Origin of the sequence: Ancylobacter sp. WKF20 (assembly GCF_029760895.1) — a bacterium.
Taxonomy (GTDB): domain Bacteria; phylum Pseudomonadota; class Alphaproteobacteria; order Rhizobiales; family Xanthobacteraceae; genus Ancylobacter.
The window spans coordinates 2968446-2984223 of sequence record NZ_CP121679.1 but is presented as its reverse complement, the minus strand read 5'-3'; the positions used below and the strand labels follow the sequence as shown (position 1 = coordinate 2984223).

The following is a 15778-nucleotide window of genomic DNA, read 5'->3' as shown; positions in this document are numbered from 1 at the left end:
GGGGCGACGCCGGCCTATTCGGCCGCCACCGCCGGTGGATTGATGAAGGCGTCGAAGGAATCGTCCAGCGCCTCCAGCCACTTGGTGTGGTGCGGCGGCGCCTGGTTGCCGGTCATGATCGAGGTGTAGGAATTGTCCCGGTAGCCCATGATGTCACGCTCCTTGTCGTGCTCCCACACCTTGAACAGCGCGGCGGCAGCGTCGAGGTCAAACATCGGGTAGTCGGTGGCCGGGATCAGCTCCTTCATGTAGTCGGTCTGGAAGTCGATGGCGTCGAAGGCGGTTTCGATGGTGCCTTCCTTCGCCAGCCAGCGGGCGATGTCGGCGGCGATATCGGCATCCGAGGGCAGGGTGATGCGGCCGAGGATGATGTCGCGCACATACCAGGCCTGGGCGTCGAACATGTTGAAGGTGTAGTACTGGTCCTGCATGCCCAGATAGAACAGCTTGTGGTTCTTCTCCCACATCACGCCCTTGTAGAGATCGGGCGGGTTCATGCGGTTCGAGCTCTTGAGGCGCATCTCGTCCGGCAAGAACGGGTAGTGGTGCAGATAGCCGGTGCACAGGATCACCGCGTCGACATCCGTGCTGGTGCCGTCGATGAAATGCGCCGTGCGCCCGTCGAACTTCTCAAGCAACGGCTTTTCCGTGAAGCAGCTCGGCCATTTGAAGTTGGAGCGCCGGGTGCGGTAGCTGAAGGTGATCGACTTGGCGCCGTATTTGTAGCACTGGCTGGCGATGTCCTCGGCCGAATAGGACGAACCGACGACCAGCAGATCCTTGCCGACGAACTCATCGGCGGCGCGGAAGTCATGGGCGTGCATGACGCGGCCGGGGAACATCTCGATGCCGGGAAAATAGGGCACGTTCGGCGTGGAGAAATGGCCGGTGGCCACGACCACATAGTCGAACACCTCGGAATAGAGGTGGTCCTTCACATGGTCCTTCACCGTGAGGGTGAACTTGCCGGTCTCATCGGAATAGTCGACCCAGCGCACCGGCGAGTTGAAACGCACGCTCGGCTTCAGCCCGGCCTTCTCGACCCGGCCCATGATGTAGTCATGCAGCACGGCGCGTGGCGGGTAGGAGGGGATCGGCCGGCCGAAATGCTCCTCGAAGGAATAGTCGGAGAATTCCAGGCACTCCTTCGGCCCGTTCGACCAGAGATAGCGGTACATGGAGCCGTGGACCGGCTCGCCATACTGGTCGAGCCCGGTGCGCCAGGTATAGTTCCAGATGCCGCCCCAGTCGGACTGCTTCTCGAAGCAGACGAATTCGGGCACCTCCGCCCCCTTCTTCTGCGCGGACTGGAAGGCTCGAAGCATGGCCATGCCCGAGGGGCCGGCACCGATAATGGCGACGCGGATGCTCATGTGCGTGTTCCCGTTGTCCTGGTCGACACTGGTCTCTGGACGGTTCTCTGGAGGTGCCGGTTGGCCCGTCCTTAGGGCGGCGGGCCTTTTGCCGGTCTTGGTGCAAAGCCTCGCTCATATTTCTTTCTTGTCAATATAGTTTCCTGATGAGAATTTGGCGGGGGTCGCGCCGCCGCGATCATCAGCGCGCCTAAACAATGAGCAGGCCCGCTTCTTGACGGCCAAAGTTTCCTGGGAAACACTTCTGTTTATCGCAAGGAAACTTTTTGCCTCCCGCTTGGGGCATGTTCCGGGCGAGCATCCTTCGTGCCAATCGGCTCGCGAGACCGCTCCCATGCTGATTTCCAACATCAAGAGCCGGCCGGTTTATGAGCGCCTGGCGATTGACGGTGCCGGGCGCCGCCATCTGGTGCTCAGCGACGCGCCGCGCCCGCTCGGTGAGGTGATCGACGGCACCGAGAGCGCCGGCGCACCGCTGGCCTATTGGGTGGTGGCCGGCACCTCCGCCGTCGACGGCCAGCCGCAGACGGGCCCGGCCGGCAACGCGGCGGAGGTCGAGACCCGCGCCTTCCGCGCCGCCGCCCATCTGTTCGACCGGCTCACCCATCGGCTCGGGCAGGAGACGGTGGGCCTGCGGCTCTACGCGGTGGGCGAGGAGGGCTTCATCTGGGAAGTCGCGAAGCTCGCCCGCGCCGCCGGGCTGGAAACCGAGGAATGCCGCACCGCCCATGCCGGCTCGCTGCGCCGCCGGGTGTTCTGCGTCCACTGCAAGACCATCACCGAGGGTGTGACCACCAGCCTTGCCGCCTGCGCCGGCTGTGGCGCGCAACTCGTGGTGCGCGACCATTTCTCCCGCAGCCATGCCGCCTTCATGGGCGTGCAGGCCGATGCCGAGGCGCCGGGCGACCTGCCCCCGGTGGAGGAGCTGTTTCCATGATGGCGCAGACAATCGCCCTGCGGGTGGCGGCGGTCACCCCGCTCTCGCCGACGCTGAAGGCCTTCACCTTCGTGCCCGCCGCCGGCGGCCTTGTGCCACCCTCGGGGCCGGGCGCGCATCTGCGCCTGTTCCTGCGCGATGGGGCAAAGCTCCACAAGAACGCCTATTCGCTGATCGCCAACCCGGCCGATCGCAGCCATCTGTCGATCATCGTGCGCCGCGTCGCCGCCTCGAAGGGCGGTTCCGCCTTCCTGCATGAGCAGGTGGGCGAGGGCGATGTGATCGAGGCCGGGCTGCCGGCCAACCTGTTCCCGGTGACCCGCACCGCGCGCCGCCATCTCATGGTCAGCGGCGGCATCGGGGTGACGCCCTTCCTCGCCTATATCGCCGCCTTCGCGGCGGAGGGCACGCCCTGGCAACTGCACCATTTCTGCCGGCCGGACGAGCGCGAGGTGTTCGCGGCGCTGCTCGCCCCTTATGCCGGGGGCAGCCTGCATATCCATTGCGACGGCACGCTGGACGGGCTCGACGCCGCGCTGCGGCGCCAGCCGCTCGGCACGCATCTTTATACCTGCGGGCCGGAGAGCCTGATGGGCGCGGTCTTGGGGCAGGCGCAGGCGCTTGGCTGGCCCAAGGTGCGGCTGCATTCGGAATCCTTTGGCGGGGCGGTGGCGGGCGGTGAGCCCTTCATCGCCGTGCTGAAGCGTTCCGGCATCGAGGTCGCGGTGGATGCCGAGACGGGGTTGCTCGACGCCATCGAGGCGGCGGGCGTCGAGGCGCCGTGCCTGTGCCGGGGCGGGGCCTGCGGCCAGTGCCTCATCGAGGTGGCCGACGGCGTGCCGGAGCATCGCGACCATTTCCTCGACGCGGAGGAGCGCGCCTCCAACCGCTTCATCATGACCTGCGTGTCGCGTTCGCGAACGCCGCGCCTCGTCCTCGACCTCTGACGGCGACGGAGACCCGCCATGAACATTCCGTTCAAGCCGAACGAGACCTTCCGGGACGATTACAGCTACGCCAATTCGGACGCGGCGGTGCTGCGCTTCCCGTTCCCGTTCCCCGACGACAATTACATGTACTCGGTGAATATCGAGCCGCATGTCCCGGGCGGGCCGACCCCGGCCTTCGACAACCCGTTCGACGTCGACGAGCACTATGTCGCCGAATGCCGCGAGCGGGCGAAGGTGCTGGAGCAGGATCCCAGCCGCTGCAAGGTGCTGCCGCACATGATGGCGGCGGAATGGGACACGCTGGAGCTCATCATGGAGAGCTTCGCGACGTCCTATCCCGAGCACTTCACCCTGACCCGCGAGGGCATAAACTGGACCTGGGAGAACCGCCCGCTCGGCATCCGCGACAGCTTCACCTTCGGCGATGCCTCAACGCTGCCGCTGCCGCCCTTCGAGTACATCACCCGGCAGGCGCAGGGCGACTTCACCCTGCAGGACCAGCGCGAGGACAATCTGTTCATCGATGGCGGCATGGTGACGACGCAGGCCGACTGGTCGATGGACTTCAATGTCGGCATGACCTTCCACCAATGGCACGGGCCGGTGCCGCTGGCGCATGAGAAGGGCGTGTTCGACCGCGCGCTGAAATTCCTGCTGCGGCTCCAGTACGGCGCGCCGGTGCGCCGGCTCAACTGGACGATGACGGTCAATCCGCGGCTCGACACCAGCCCGGAGAACTACCCGCAATGGGGGCCGGACCGCACCACCGTCACGCCCGAAAATGTCGGCCGGAAGCTGCATCTGCGCGTGGAACTGCAGTCGCTGTTCCGCCTGCCGCGCTCCAATGCCATTCTTTTCGGCATCCGCTGCTACCTGTGCAGCATCGAGGATCTCGCCCGCGTCGAGATCTGGGGCAAGCGCCTGCACCGCGTGCTGCGCGACCTCAATCCCGACATCGCCGACTATAAGGGCACGACGCGCTACCGCGAGATGGCGGTGGCCTATCTCGCGCCCTTCGACGACGGCGCCGCGCTGCCGACCGGCACGGCGCCGCGCCAGTCGACCCTGCCGCCGCGATCCACCCTGACGTCTCGGGGCTGAGCCTTCATGCGTATGCCTCTGCGGAGCATGACCCGGCCGCCGGCCACGCCGGAGGACGAGGTTCGGGTGGACCAGACCGTCGCCCTCATCGACGCGGCCATCGCGGCGGCGGCGCCCGCGTCCCCGGCTGTGCCGGCGCCGTCGAGCGAGCCGCGCGTCGTCAGCCTCACCGTCGAGCAGGCCATCGGCGCGCAGATCCGCCAGCACCGCAAGCGGCTCGACATCACCAGCGCCGAGCTTGCCGCCACAGCCCGGATCTCGCCCGGCATGATCTCGAAGATCGAGAACGGGCAGATCTCCTCCTCGCTGGCGACGCTGACCGCCATCGCCAGCGCGCTGAACGTGCCCATCGCCTCATTGTTCGCCGGCTATGACGACCGGCGCGACTGCTCCTTCGTCAAGGCCGGGCAGGGGGCGGCGACCGAGCGGCGCGGCACCAAGGCCGGCCACATCTATGAGCTCTTGGCGCAATCGCTGGGCACCGATGTGGCGATGGAGCCGTTCCTCATCACCCTGCCGAAGGGTGCGGCGCCCTATTCGGCCTTCCGCCATAGCGGGGTTGAGCTGATCTACATGCTCACCGGCTCGGTCGGCTACCGCCACGCCGACAAGCTCTACCACCTGGAGCCGGGCGACACGCTCTACTTCGACGCCTCGGTGCAGCACGGGCCGGAGGAGCTCTATTCGCTGCCGATGAGCTACCTGTCGATCATCGTCTACCCAAAGGAGTGAGCGCCGCGGCGCCCGCCCGCGCCCGGCCGAGCTGTGTGGCCCACAATTTGCCTCTCAAGAAAGAGATGTTCCTGTAAGGACACTTTGACGACGAAAGACCGTCTCCACGAACGATCCTTTGACGACGCGTTGCCTCCAAAAATCCATCCGAGGGAATAAGCACGATGCGCGTTCACCGTCTTCTCAAGGCCGCTATCCTGAGCGGCATGCTGGCCGCTTCCAGCCTCACCGCCCCGCTGGTCGCCCAGGCGCAGGAATCCAAGGATCCGATCATCATCGCCCTGCATGACTGGACCGGGCAGCACATCACCTCGCACATCGCCGGCGAGCTGCTGAAGGCCAAGGGCTACAAGGTCGAGTACGTCACCATCGACTATCTCACCGGCCTCACCGCCATGGAGAATGGCGACGTGACGGTGATGACCGAGCTGTGGGCGACCACGGCCGGCGACGCGATGAAGGCCTCCGACGCCACCGGCAAGACCGAGAATCTCGGTCCGCTCGGCCCGGCGGCCAAGGAAGAGTGGTGGTATCCGCTCTACATGAAGGAGAAGTGCCCGGGTCTGCCGGACTGGAAGGCGCTGCTGAAGTGCGGCGAGGCCTTCTCGGCGCCGGAAACCGCGCCCAAGGGTCGCTATCTCGGCATGGAAGCGACCTGGGGTGGGCATGACCCCGAGCGGATCGAGGCGCTGGGCCTGCCCTTCGTCGCGGTGGATGCCGGCACGGAATCGGCGATGTTCGCCGAGCTGAAGTCGGCCTATGAGCGCAAGGCGCCGATCATGCTGTGGGTCTACTCGCCGCACTGGGTGCCCTCCGTCTTCGAGGGCGAGTGGGTGCAGTTCCCCGAATATACCGCCGCCTGCTACACCGACCCGAAATGGGGCATCAATCCCGACAAGGCCTTCGACTGCGGCAAGCCGCATGGCGACATCTTCAAATACACCTCCGCCGAGACCAAGAAGAAGTGGCCCGGCGCCTATGCCGTGCTGAAGAAGCTGAAGGTTGACGGACCGGAGCTGAACCTCATGGTCAAGGAAGTGGACGTCGACGGCAAGCCGCTCGACGAGGTGGTCGCCGCCTATGTGACCAAGCACAAGGCCGAATACTGATCCCGGCCGACCGGACCCGGCCGGCACTCCGCCGGCCGGCCTGAGCGCGGATGCCGCCGCCCGAGAGCGGCGGCATCGACCCCGCCGTCACGACCGACAGATGAGGGCCCCATGGCCATGGTTTCGCTCGCCCAGGGGGCGCCCGCCCAAGGTTCAGCCCCGCCGGCGCCGGCACTCCCGACCGGCAAGGCCCGTCTCGCGGCCGATGCGCCGCCTGCTCTGGTCTGCCGCAATCTGTGGAAGGTTTATGGCGCCAATGCCGAGACCTTCCTGCGCGAGAACCCGGAAGCTACGCCCGCCGAAATGCGCGCCGCCGGCCTGTTCGCCGCCGTGCGCGACGCAACGCTGGAAATCCGCCAGGGCGAGATCTTCATCATCATGGGCCTGTCCGGCTCGGGCAAATCCACCATTGTGCGCTGCCTCTCGCGCCTCGTGGAGCCCACCGCCGGCGTCGTCTTCTATGAGCACCAGAACCTCCTGCGCATGACGCCGGACGAGCTGATCCAGCTGCGCCGGCACAAGATGGGCATGGTGTTCCAGAACTTCGCCCTGCTGCCCAACCGCACCGTGCTCGGCAATGTCGCCTTCCCGCTGGAGGTGCAGGGCGTGGGCAAGGAGGAGCGCGAGGAGCGCGCCCGCAAGGTGATCGAGCTCGTTGGCCTCACCGAGCGCGCCGGACACTACCCGCGCGAGCTCTCTGGCGGCCAGCAGCAGCGCGTCGGCATCGCCCGCTCGCTCGCCGCCGAGCCGGCGCTGTGGTTCCTCGACGAGCCGTTCTCCGCGCTCGATCCGCTGATCCGCCACGAGATGCAGAACGAGTTCCTGCGTCTGCAGCGCATGCTCTCCAAGACCATCGTCTTCATCACCCATGATTTCGATGAGGCCATCCGCCTCGGCGACCGCATCGCCATCATGAAGGACGGCGTCATCATCCAGGTCGGCACGCCCGAGGAACTCGTGCTGAAGCCGGCCTCCGACTATGTCGCCGCCTTCACCCGCCATGTCGCCCGCGCCAAGGTGCTGACCGCCGGCGGCGTCTGCGTGCCGGTCACGCCCGGCGAGCCGCTCGGCCCGGTGGTTCCCGCGCAGGCGCTGCTGGCCGAGGTGGCGGCGACGGTGCTTGCTGCCGACGCCCCGGCTGCCGTGGTCGATGCCGATGGCGCGCTGCTCGGCAAGCTGGACCGGGCGAGCCTCATCGCCGATCTCGTCGGGAGCAGCCAGTGAGCGAGGTCGCGCTGCCGCAGAGCCGGGCGCTGGCCCGCATCCCCACCGGCTGGATCGTCGCCGGGCTGGTCGCGCTCGCCGTGCTGGTGCCCTATGCGGCGCCGCAAACCTTCGCCTGGGCCAAGGCTTACCCGGCGGCGTGGATCGTGCCGGTGAGCGACTGGCTGAAAGCCTTCCTCTACTGGCTGGCGCGGGATCTTTCCTTCGGCCTGTTCACCTTCAAGGAGATGACGCGCTTCATCTCCGGCCTGTTCGGCTATGCGCTGGCCGTGCCCAAGGCGCTGCTCTCCACCGGCATCACCTTCGGCGACGAGGAAGGGGCGCTGCATATTCCGCGCCTGTCCTGGGCCGGGCTGATCGTCGCCGTCACGGTGTGGAGCTATCTGCTCGGCGGGCTGCGCCTCGCCGCTCTCGGCTTTGTCGGGTTCACCTACATCCTGGTCTTCGGCCAGTGGGACAGCGCCATGGTGACGTTGTCGCAGGTGCTGCTTGCCGTGCTCTGCGGCGTCGCCGGCGGCATCGGGCTCGGCATCCTCGCCTACCGCGTGCCGCGGCTGGAGAACGCGGTGGTCGCCGCGCTCGACTTCATGCAGACCGTGCCGACCTTCGCCTATCTCGTGCCGCTGGTGTTTCTGGTCGGCGTCGGCCCGGTCTCCGGCATGCTGGCGACCATCCTCTACGCCATGCCGCCCATGGTGCGCGTGACCATGATGGCGCTGAAGCGCGTGCCGCCGGAGCTCGACGAACTCGCGCGCATGACCGGCTGCCAGCCGCGCCAGGTGCTGTGGAAGGTGCTGGTGCCCTCGGCCCGCGACGACCTGCTGGTCGGCGTCAACCAGGTCATCATGCTCACGCTGAACATGATCATCATCGCCGCCATGATCGGCGCCGGCGGCCTCGGCTTCGACGTGCTGAACGCGCTGCGTCAGGCCAACGGCCTCGGCAAGGGACTGGAGGCGGGCCTTGCCGTGGTGGCGCTCGCCATCGTGCTCGACCGGATGAGCCGCGCGCTGGTGGAGCTGCGTCCGGTGCATGGCGCCGCCGCCACCCGCCGGCGCCAGCTCTTCTGGGCCGGCCTTGCCGCGCTGATCGGCTTCACCGTGCTCTCCCTTGCTTTTCCCGCGCTCGAGGCGCTGCCGGCCGAGTACCGGATCTCCACCGGCTCGATGTGGTCGGATGTGGTGAGCTGGGTGAACGTCAACCTGTTCTCCACCGCCGACGCGCTGCGCACCTTCCTGCTGCTCTACATCCTCGTGCCGGTGAAGACCTTCCTGATCGGCTTCCCGTGGATCGGCCTGCTGGCGGTGGTCGGCGGCGGGGCATGGGCGCTGGGCGGCTGGCGCTTCGGCCTCGGCATGGCGGCGCTCATGGCCTTCATCCCGATGGCCGGCCTGTGGGAGCGTGGCATGACGACGATCTATCTGTGCGCGATCTCCGTCATCATCGCCACGCTTATCGGCCTGCCGCTCGGCTTCCTCGGCAGTCGCTCGGAGCGCATGCACCATTTCCTCGGCGCGATGTGCGACACGCTGCAGACGCTGCCGTCCTTCGTCTATCTGCTGCCGGTGGTGATGCTGTTCCGCATCGGCGACGTCTCGGCGCTGGTGGCGATCGTGCTCTACGCCATGGTGCCGGCGATCCGCTTCACCGACCATGGCCTGCGCCGCGTGCCGCCCAGCCTGCAGGAGGCCGGTACCATGGCCGGCTGCACCGGCGCGCAGCGCCTCGCCAAGGTGGAGCTGCCCTATGCGCTGCCGGAGATCATGCTGGGGGTGAACCAGGTGATCATGATGGCGCTGTCCATGCTGGTGGTGTCGTCCTTCGTCGGCACCAATGATCTCGGCAAGCAGATCCAGGTCGCGATCTCGCAGGCCGATCCCGGCAAGGGCCTCTCCGCCGGCCTTGCCATCGCCTTTCTCGGCATCATCGCCGACCGCATGATCGGCCGCTGGGTCGCCAACCGCCGCGCGCGGCTGGGCTGAGCGTCACCGCCTCAGCCCGAGACGCCGCGCTTGCCGTGCGGTGCCATGCTGGAGAACACGCCATCGCGCCGCACCAGCCCGTGGAACAGGGCGGCGGCGAGATGCATCAGCACCACCGCAAAGAACAGAAAGGCCAGATAGCGGTGCGCGTTCCACAGCAGCGCGTGGAGCGCGTCGCTGGGCGCCACGATGGGCGGCAGGTGCAGGCCGCCGAGCAGCACGATCGGGTAGGCGCCGGCGGAGAGCATGGCCCAGCCGATCAGCGGCATGGCGATCATCAGCGCGTAGAGCAGATAGTGCGACAGATGCGCCGCCAGCTTCATCGGCGCTGGCATCTCGGCCGGCAAAGGCGGGGCGCCGCGCCGCAGCCGGACCAGCAGCCGGACCGCCACCAGCACCAGCAGCGCGATGCCGAGCGTCTTATGGAAGCTGACCAGCGGCAGATATTTCGGCGTCACCGTCGAGACCATGCCGACGCCGACGAACAGCATGGTGAGGATGCCGGCCGCCATCAGCCAGTGCAGGGTCCGCTGAAGCGGCGAGAAGGTCGTGTGCTCTTCGCTCATGGCGTCCTCACGGCTTGGGTGTGGCGGGGGTGGCGGCCGCGGGCGGTGCGGCAGGGGTCTGATAGGGATAGTCCCGCCATTCCGCCGTGCGCAGATTGAAGGAGCGCGCATAGGCGGCCGAGCGCGCGGCCGGGAAGGGATCGTCCGAGACGGCGATGCCCGCCGGCAGGATGGTCGGGTCGAAATTGATGTCGCGGCAGGGGCCGTCGGGCTCCGGCTCGATCTTGTCGACGATCAGCGTTCCGGCATCGACCGTGCGCCGGCCTTCCGGCCAGGCCTTGCTCGGGTCGTTGGTCGGGTCGCCGGGGTTCGCAACCGTCAATTCCAGCGTCCAGCGCTGCGGCGCCTGCGCGACGCGGCTGGTGATCTCCTGCTCCAGATGATCCGGCCCCAGCTTTTCGAGGTCGTCTTTGGAGATCGGCGTCACCGCCGCCTGCGGCCGGTAGCTCCAGCGCACCGCATGGGCGGTGCCGGAGGCATCGGTGAACAGGAAGGCGTTCAGGCTGTTGAACTGGTCCTGCGCGTAGCTCGCCGTCCACGGCGCGCTGCCGGCCCAGCCGGCGAAGGTCGCGAACTCGGGATGGGCGGCGATGAAGTCCTTCATCGCCTCCGGCGCCGGGCTGTGCGCGGCGGTCAGGAGATCGAAAAAGGCCTGCGGCGTTGCCACGGGGAAAAAGGGCGGGTCGATCATCGCCGCGCGCCAGGTCTGGCCATCGGCGACGATCTCAAGCCCCAGCCCGCGCACGCGCACGGTGGCATCCGGCGCCTTCGGGTCCGGCGTGGCGAGATTGAAGCGGCCCATGGCGGGGTGGCGGCCGGCGGCGAGCATGGGAGCGGTCGAGAGGGCGGCGCCATTGCCGTTCGCCTCGAACACGCCGGTGAAGCAGATACCCTTGGCGTGGTTGCGGCGGTGGCCGAGGGCCGGCCCGCCGGGCGGCGCCAGCGCGTCCACCAGCTTGGTCGGTGTGATCCGCCCGGGCGAGAGGAAGCCGCCCGTATAGGCGAAGGCTCCCGCCACAACGACGACGATGCCGCCGATCAGGGCGAGCGAGCCGATCACCGCCAGCGGCGCCCGTGCGGAAGATGGACCGCCAGCTTTCGGCGCGGGTGAATGCGAGCCGGACGTGCCCGGCGCAGATGAGTCTGACATGGAGGCTCCCCATCCGGACAGGGGCGCCTTCTCCGGCGTCGGCGCGGCCTGTCGGTCAGGTACTATGGCAGCCCACGCGCCGACCGGCTTTCACGAGCGCTGGAATGTTGCGAATTCGCACGGCTGGCCGGCGGCGGGAATTCGGTGCCGGTGATGGGCTGCTCGATCCGCTTGGCACCCGGCAGCGCATGGGCGGCCAGAGGAAGGTCCGTCGAAGCCGCCCCCCGGCGTCGCACCGGCCAGGTACGCGCACTCGCGAGGCCTACGAGACAAGTTTTGCGAGACGGCGGTCTACTTCATCGGTCGCTTCTCGAGCTTCCGGGCGAGCGTCCGGCGGTGCATGCCGAGCCGGCGGGCGGTCTCGGAGATGTTGAAGTCGGTCTCCACCAGCGTCTCGTGGATGCGCTCCCATTCGAGGCTCTTGAGGGAGGTCGGGCGCCCCTGCAGCGGCACCGACACATCGCCCTCGACGCGCGCGAAGGCCTTTTCGATGTCGTCGGTATTGGCGGGCTTGGGCAGATAGTGGCTCGCCCCGAGCTTGATGGCCTCGACCGCCGTGGCGATGCTGGCGAAGCCGGTGAGCACCACGATGCGGATGGCGGGATCGTGGGCGTGCAACGCCTTCACGCATTCCAGCCCGGATTCGCCGCCGAGCTTGAGATCCACCACGGCGAAACCGGGGGCCCTGTCGGCGAGAAGCCGCGTCACCGCATCGAGATCGGCACAATGGTCGACAGCATAGCCACGGCGCTCGAAGGAGCGCCGGAGGGCGCGGGCGAGGCTGCTGTCGTCCTCCACGATCAGAAGCTGCCGATCCATCACGCATTGCTCTCCGACAGTGCCGCAAGAGGCAGGCGCAGCGTCACGCAGGCCCCACCTTCCGGGCGGTTGCGCGCGACGACCGAGCCGCCCAGCCGCCGCAGCACATTGACCACGAGGAACAGCCCCAGCCCCGCGCCGGCCCGCGCCTTGGTGGAGCGATAGGGCGTGCCGAGTTCGGCGAGAATAGCGGCGGGGAAACCGCTGCCGCGATCCGTCACTTCGACGACAAGGTTGCCATCGCGGCGGATCGCGCGCAGTTCCACCCCATCCGGCGAGGCCTCCAGCGCATTGTCGAGCACATTGACCAGCACCTGCCTGAGCGCGAGATCAGAGATGATGGCCTCATCGGGCTCGAAACCATTGTCATAGGCGAAGCCGGCCGGCGCGCGGGCCGTGCGCCAATCCGCCACCGCCTCATCGAGAAAGTGCCGCACGGTGGTGCGCACCGTGCCCTCGCCCCGCGCCTCGCCGGACGACAGAAGGATGCCGGTAACGATCGCCTTGCAGCGGGCGAGCTGGCCCTGCATCTCCGCGATGTCCTGTGCAAGGTCCGGGTCGGTAGCAATAGCCGGCAGGCTCTCCCAGTCCTTGAGGATGACCGAGAGCGTGGTGAGCGGCGTGCCCAGCTCATGCGCCGCCCCGGAGGCGAGCAGGCCCATGCGCACAATGTGCTCCTCCTCGACCGACTGTCGGCGCAACTCGGCCAGATGCGCGTCGCGCTCCCGCAGATTGGCGGTGACACGGGTGACGAACAGCACCAGCAGGCAGGCCGCCAGCACGAAGCAGATCAACATGCCCTGCACATGCAGGTTCCAGAAGCCGCCCATATGGCTGTGCGGCATCACCAGATCGCGATGCCAGACGGTGAGGCTGACGAAGCAGCCTGTGGTGATCGCTACCAGCGTCCAGACCGACCAGGCCTCCAGCAGCACCGCACCAAGAATGACCTGGAGCAGGAACAGCGAGATGAAGGGGTTCTGCGCGCCGCCGCTCAGATAGAGCTGCACGGTGAGCGCGGCGACATCCAGCAGCAGCTCGATGAACAGCTCGGTATTGGTCACGCTCTCCTGCCGGCGGTAGCGCAGCAGGCTGACGATGTTGAGAGCGAGCAGAAAAACCACCACCGCCAGCATCTGCGCCAGCGGCAGGGGAATCGCGAACTCGAAATGCACCAGCCAGATCGTCACCAACTGGCCGATGACGGCGATCCAGCGCAGCTGCGCGAGCAGCAGCAGGTTTTTGCGGTTGGTGGTGTCGACGGTGGTCAGCGGCGCCACGGCTACTCAAACTCCCGGTGCCGGCGCGCGGCTGCGTGTTCTCGTCCCGCGGGGACCGGCGTTCGGCGCGCGGACGAACCGCGCCTTGCTGCCGCTTCTAGGGGCGAGGCGCCTTGACGCCCATTGGGCATTCTGTCCAAGCGCGCCGCCTCCCCCCTCCTGCTAGGTCATGCCCCTGATCTGTCACGCGCGGCGGTCCGACGGGCCGCCCAAAGAACCGTTGCACACCCCGTGTGGCAATGGCGGGGAGACTCATGCCGTCGTCAAGGCCCGGCACAGCAACGCTGCCCGACGCGACCCGGCGGACCGGGCAGGGCTCAGGGTGCGCCCGGCCGCTGGGCCGGCGCGCGGGGCTTGTGTCGCAGGGCGACGGGCACGCGCGCCGGCAGCAGCCGCGCCAGTGGGGCACGCCGTCCGTTGCCGTCATCCTCGTCCCGATCGGCGAGCAGCATGATGGCAAATCCCATCTGCACGCTGGCGAAGGTGATGCCGACCGAGACGGTCAGCACCAGCACCGCGATCACGCCGATCGGCGAGGCCGCGATCAGCGAGCCGAGCCGCGCGATGTCGAAGGCCAGCAGGGCACCGACGAAGACCACCGCCAGCACGAGACCGACCAGCGCGTGGCGCAGCAGGAAGCGGACGAGTTGGGGCATGGCCGGGTCTCCGCGTCAGGCCGAACGGACCGGGCGGCGCATGAGATGGACCACCTCGGCGGCGCACATGGCGCCAGCATAGACGCTCGCCAGGGCAGCGAAGAGCGCGAAGCCGCGATCCCCGGCCATGGCCACGCCAGCCAGCGCCAGCAAGGCCAGCATGCCATGGCCGAGCCCGAGCCACCAGCCGACCACATCGCCACGCCCGCGCAGCGCGAGAAACAGCAACGCCAGTGGCGCAGCCGCCAGGATTATGAGGACGGAAGACGTCATGGAAGACTCCAAACATATTCGAACGTCAGAAAAACAAATCAAAAATCAATAATAGTCAATATTGTATTTCATTCGATAATCAAAGCATCATTCTAATTGATCGAAATCAATAGACGTTGAGGCAATATGACGGCATCAACACTTTCACTTGCTTCATTGCCCGGAATAGAAAGGGCGCGCAGTGACGCCACGACAATCCCCGGCTATAATGAGGCGATCATCCGTCGCTTCACGCTGGTGACGGTGGGGTGGGCGCTGGTCGGCTTCGCCGCCGGTGTCGTGGTGGCGGCGCAACTCGCCTTCCCGCAGCTCAATCTCGGCGAATATTTCACCTTCGGGCGACTGCGCCCGGTCCATACCTCCGGCGTCATTCTCGCCTTTGGCGGCAATGCGCTGATGGCGACCTCGCTCTATGTCGTGCAGCGCACCTGCCAGGTCGGCCTGTGGGGTGGTCCGCGCCTCGCCAATTTCCTGTTCTGGGGCTACCAGACATTCCTCGTCATCGCCGCTTCCGGCTATGTGCTCGGCATCACCCAAAGCCGGGAATATGCCGAGCCGGAATGGTACGCCGACATCTGGCTCGCCATCGTCTGGGTGACCTATCTCGCCATCTTCGTCGGCACGCTGGTGCGCCGGCGCGAGCCGCACATCTATGTGGCGAACTGGTTCTTCCTCGCCTTCATCATCACCGTGGCCGTGCTGCACATCGTCAACAACCTGGCGATGCCGGTCTCCCTCGTCGGCACCAAGAGTTACTCGGCCTTCTCCGGCGTGCAGGATGCGATGGTGCAGTGGTGGTACGGCCACAACATGGTCGGCTTCTTCCTCACCGCCGGCTTCATCGGCATCATGTATTACTTCGTGCCGAAGCAGGCGGAACGGCCGATCTATTCCTACCGGCTGTCCATCGTGCATTTCTGGGCGCTGATCTTCCTCTATATCTGGGCCGGCCCGCACCATCTGCACTACACCTCGCTGCCCGACTGGACGCAGACGCTCGGCATGGCCTTCTCGATCATGCTGTGGATGCCCTCCTGGGGCGGCATGATCAACGGCATCATGACGCTCTCCGGCGCGTGGGGGAAACTGCGCACCGATCCGATCCTGCGCTTCCTCGTGGTGGCCGTCGCGTTTTACGGCATGGCGACTTTCGAGGGCCCGCTGATGGCGCTGAAGTCGGTCAATTCGCTCAGCCATTACACGGACTGGACGGTCGGCCATGTGCATTCCGGCGCGCTGGGCTGGGTCGCCTTCATCTGCTTCGGCGCGCTCTATTACATGGTGCCCCGGCTGTGGCGGCGCCCGCTCTGGTCGGTGAAGCTGGTCGAGTGGCATTTCTGGATCGCCTCGGTGGCGATCGTCCTCTACATCACCGCCATGTGGGTCGCCGGCATCGCCCAGGGCCTCATGTGGCGCGCCTATGACGCCTTCGGCTTCCTGCAATATTCCTTCGCCGACAGCGTCGCCATGCTGCACCCCTATTACGTGATCCGCCTCGTCGGCGGGGTGCTCTACCTCACCGGCGGCGTGCTCATGGCGATCAATGTCGTCATGACCATCCGCCAGCCGGCCACCGCCCGACTGCCGGCGACTGCGCCGCAGGCGGCGGCTCCGGCTTCGTGAGGC

General features: G+C 67.1%; 15 protein-coding genes. 8 read left to right on the top strand and 7 right to left on the bottom strand.

Features of this window, described 5'->3' with window-relative positions:
- Window positions 1–14: 14 nt before the first annotated feature.
- Window positions 15–1373, bottom strand: a complete 1359-nt coding sequence (locus tag AncyloWKF20_RS13770; protein ID WP_279314598.1) for an NAD(P)/FAD-dependent oxidoreductase — start codon at window positions 1371–1373, stop codon at window positions 15–17.
- A gap of 334 nt (window positions 1374–1707) precedes the next feature.
- Here AncyloWKF20_RS13770 and AncyloWKF20_RS13765 point away from each other — a divergent pair, with 334 nt between their 5' ends.
- The 7 genes from AncyloWKF20_RS13765 to AncyloWKF20_RS13735 all read left to right on the top strand — a co-directional run bounded on the left by AncyloWKF20_RS13765 (window position 1708) and on the right by AncyloWKF20_RS13735 (window position 9408).
- On the top strand, window positions 1708–2310 hold the full coding sequence (locus AncyloWKF20_RS13765; RefSeq protein ID WP_279314597.1) for a dimethylamine monooxygenase subunit DmmA family protein: 603 nt from the start codon (window positions 1708–1710) through the stop codon (window positions 2308–2310).
- Window positions 2307–3257 carry a PDR/VanB family oxidoreductase gene (locus tag AncyloWKF20_RS13760; protein ID WP_279314596.1) on the top strand — a complete coding sequence of 317 codons (951 nt, stop codon included), beginning with the start codon at window positions 2307–2309 and terminating at the stop codon, window positions 3255–3257. The genes AncyloWKF20_RS13765 and AncyloWKF20_RS13760 overlap by 4 nt, the downstream gene beginning before the upstream one ends.
- 18 nt (window positions 3258–3275) lie before the next feature.
- Window positions 3276–4361, top strand: a complete 1086-nt coding sequence (locus AncyloWKF20_RS13755; RefSeq protein WP_279314595.1) for a DUF3445 domain-containing protein — start codon at window positions 3276–3278, stop codon at window positions 4359–4361.
- A 6-nt stretch (window positions 4362–4367) separates the two neighbouring features.
- Window positions 4368–5093 (top strand): XRE family transcriptional regulator, encoded by a 726-nt coding sequence (locus tag AncyloWKF20_RS13750; protein WP_279314594.1) that lies wholly within the window; start codon window positions 4368–4370, stop codon window positions 5091–5093.
- 164 nt (window positions 5094–5257) lie between these two features.
- The gene (locus AncyloWKF20_RS13745) at window positions 5258–6202 is read left to right on the top strand and encodes an ABC transporter substrate-binding protein (protein WP_279314593.1); all 945 of its coding nucleotides are present in this window, start codon (window positions 5258–5260) and stop codon (window positions 6200–6202) included.
- Between the two features lie 111 nt (window positions 6203–6313).
- Complete coding sequence (locus AncyloWKF20_RS13740; protein WP_279314592.1) at window positions 6314–7426, top strand: betaine/proline/choline family ABC transporter ATP-binding protein; 1113 nt, start codon at window positions 6314–6316, stop codon at window positions 7424–7426.
- A complete protein-coding gene (locus AncyloWKF20_RS13735; protein ID WP_279314591.1) occupies window positions 7423–9408 on the top strand; it encodes an ABC transporter permease subunit in 1986 nt (661 codons plus the stop codon). The genes AncyloWKF20_RS13740 and AncyloWKF20_RS13735 overlap by 4 nt, the downstream gene beginning before the upstream one ends.
- An 11-nt stretch (window positions 9409–9419) precedes the next feature.
- On the opposite strand, the gene AncyloWKF20_RS13730 is transcribed toward AncyloWKF20_RS13735, so the two are convergent.
- From AncyloWKF20_RS13730 to AncyloWKF20_RS13705, 6 genes are all read right to left on the bottom strand, one after another.
- Window positions 9420–9974 carry a cytochrome b gene (locus tag AncyloWKF20_RS13730; protein WP_279314590.1) on the bottom strand — a complete coding sequence of 185 codons (555 nt, stop codon included), beginning with the start codon at window positions 9972–9974 and terminating at the stop codon, window positions 9420–9422.
- A 7-nt stretch (window positions 9975–9981) separates the two neighbouring features.
- Window positions 9982–11124 carry a catalase family peroxidase gene (locus AncyloWKF20_RS13725; protein ID WP_279314589.1) on the bottom strand — a complete coding sequence of 381 codons (1143 nt, stop codon included), beginning with the start codon at window positions 11122–11124 and terminating at the stop codon, window positions 9982–9984.
- A 291-nt stretch (window positions 11125–11415) separates the two neighbouring features.
- The gene (locus tag AncyloWKF20_RS13720; protein ID WP_279314588.1) at window positions 11416–11943 is read right to left on the bottom strand and encodes a response regulator transcription factor; all 528 of its coding nucleotides are present in this window, start codon (window positions 11941–11943) and stop codon (window positions 11416–11418) included.
- Window positions 11943–13223: an ATP-binding protein gene (locus AncyloWKF20_RS13715; RefSeq protein WP_279314587.1), complete on the bottom strand. Its 1281-nt coding sequence runs from the start codon at window positions 13221–13223 to the stop codon at window positions 11943–11945. The genes AncyloWKF20_RS13720 and AncyloWKF20_RS13715 overlap by 1 nt, the downstream gene beginning before the upstream one ends.
- Before the next feature lie 317 nt (window positions 13224–13540).
- The gene (locus tag AncyloWKF20_RS13710; RefSeq protein ID WP_279314586.1) at window positions 13541–13879 is read right to left on the bottom strand and encodes a hypothetical protein; all 339 of its coding nucleotides are present in this window, start codon (window positions 13877–13879) and stop codon (window positions 13541–13543) included.
- 15 nt (window positions 13880–13894) lie between these two features.
- The gene (locus AncyloWKF20_RS13705) at window positions 13895–14152 is read right to left on the bottom strand and encodes a hypothetical protein (protein WP_279314585.1); all 258 of its coding nucleotides are present in this window, start codon (window positions 14150–14152) and stop codon (window positions 13895–13897) included.
- A 195-nt stretch (window positions 14153–14347) separates the two neighbouring features.
- On the opposite strand from AncyloWKF20_RS13705, the gene ccoN reads away from it, so the two are divergent.
- Window positions 14348–15775 carry a cytochrome-c oxidase, cbb3-type subunit I gene (gene ccoN, locus AncyloWKF20_RS13700; RefSeq protein WP_279317975.1) on the top strand — a complete coding sequence of 476 codons (1428 nt, stop codon included), beginning with the start codon at window positions 14348–14350 and terminating at the stop codon, window positions 15773–15775.
- Window positions 15776–15778 lie beyond the last annotated feature (3 nt).

Bases quoted from the DNA above. Each gene is read 5' to 3' on its own strand.
- AncyloWKF20_RS13770 (WP_279314598.1), bottom strand. From the start codon at position 1,373: ATGAGCATCCGCGTCGCCATTATCGGTGCCGGCCCCTCGGGCATGGCC.
- AncyloWKF20_RS13765 (WP_279314597.1), top strand. From the start codon at position 1,708: ATGCTGATTTCCAACATCAAGAGCCGGCCGGTTTATGAGCGCCTGGCG.
- AncyloWKF20_RS13760 (WP_279314596.1), top strand. From the start codon at position 2,307: ATGATGGCGCAGACAATCGCCCTGCGGGTGGCGGCGGTCACCCCGCTC.
- AncyloWKF20_RS13755 (WP_279314595.1), top strand. From the start codon at position 3,276: ATGAACATTCCGTTCAAGCCGAACGAGACCTTCCGGGACGATTACAGC.
- AncyloWKF20_RS13750 (WP_279314594.1), top strand. From the start codon at position 4,368: ATGCGTATGCCTCTGCGGAGCATGACCCGGCCGCCGGCCACGCCGGAG.
- AncyloWKF20_RS13745 (WP_279314593.1), top strand. From the start codon at position 5,258: ATGCGCGTTCACCGTCTTCTCAAGGCCGCTATCCTGAGCGGCATGCTG.
- AncyloWKF20_RS13740 (WP_279314592.1), top strand. From the start codon at position 6,314: ATGGCCATGGTTTCGCTCGCCCAGGGGGCGCCCGCCCAAGGTTCAGCC.
- AncyloWKF20_RS13730 (WP_279314590.1), bottom strand. From the start codon at position 9,974: ATGAGCGAAGAGCACACGACCTTCTCGCCGCTTCAGCGGACCCTGCAC.
- AncyloWKF20_RS13725 (WP_279314589.1), bottom strand. From the start codon at position 11,124: ATGTCAGACTCATCTGCGCCGGGCACGTCCGGCTCGCATTCACCCGCG.
- AncyloWKF20_RS13720 (WP_279314588.1), bottom strand. From the start codon at position 11,943: ATGGATCGGCAGCTTCTGATCGTGGAGGACGACAGCAGCCTCGCCCGC.
- AncyloWKF20_RS13710 (WP_279314586.1), bottom strand. From the start codon at position 13,879: ATGCCCCAACTCGTCCGCTTCCTGCTGCGCCACGCGCTGGTCGGTCTC.
- AncyloWKF20_RS13705 (WP_279314585.1), bottom strand. From the start codon at position 14,152: ATGACGTCTTCCGTCCTCATAATCCTGGCGGCTGCGCCACTGGCGTTG.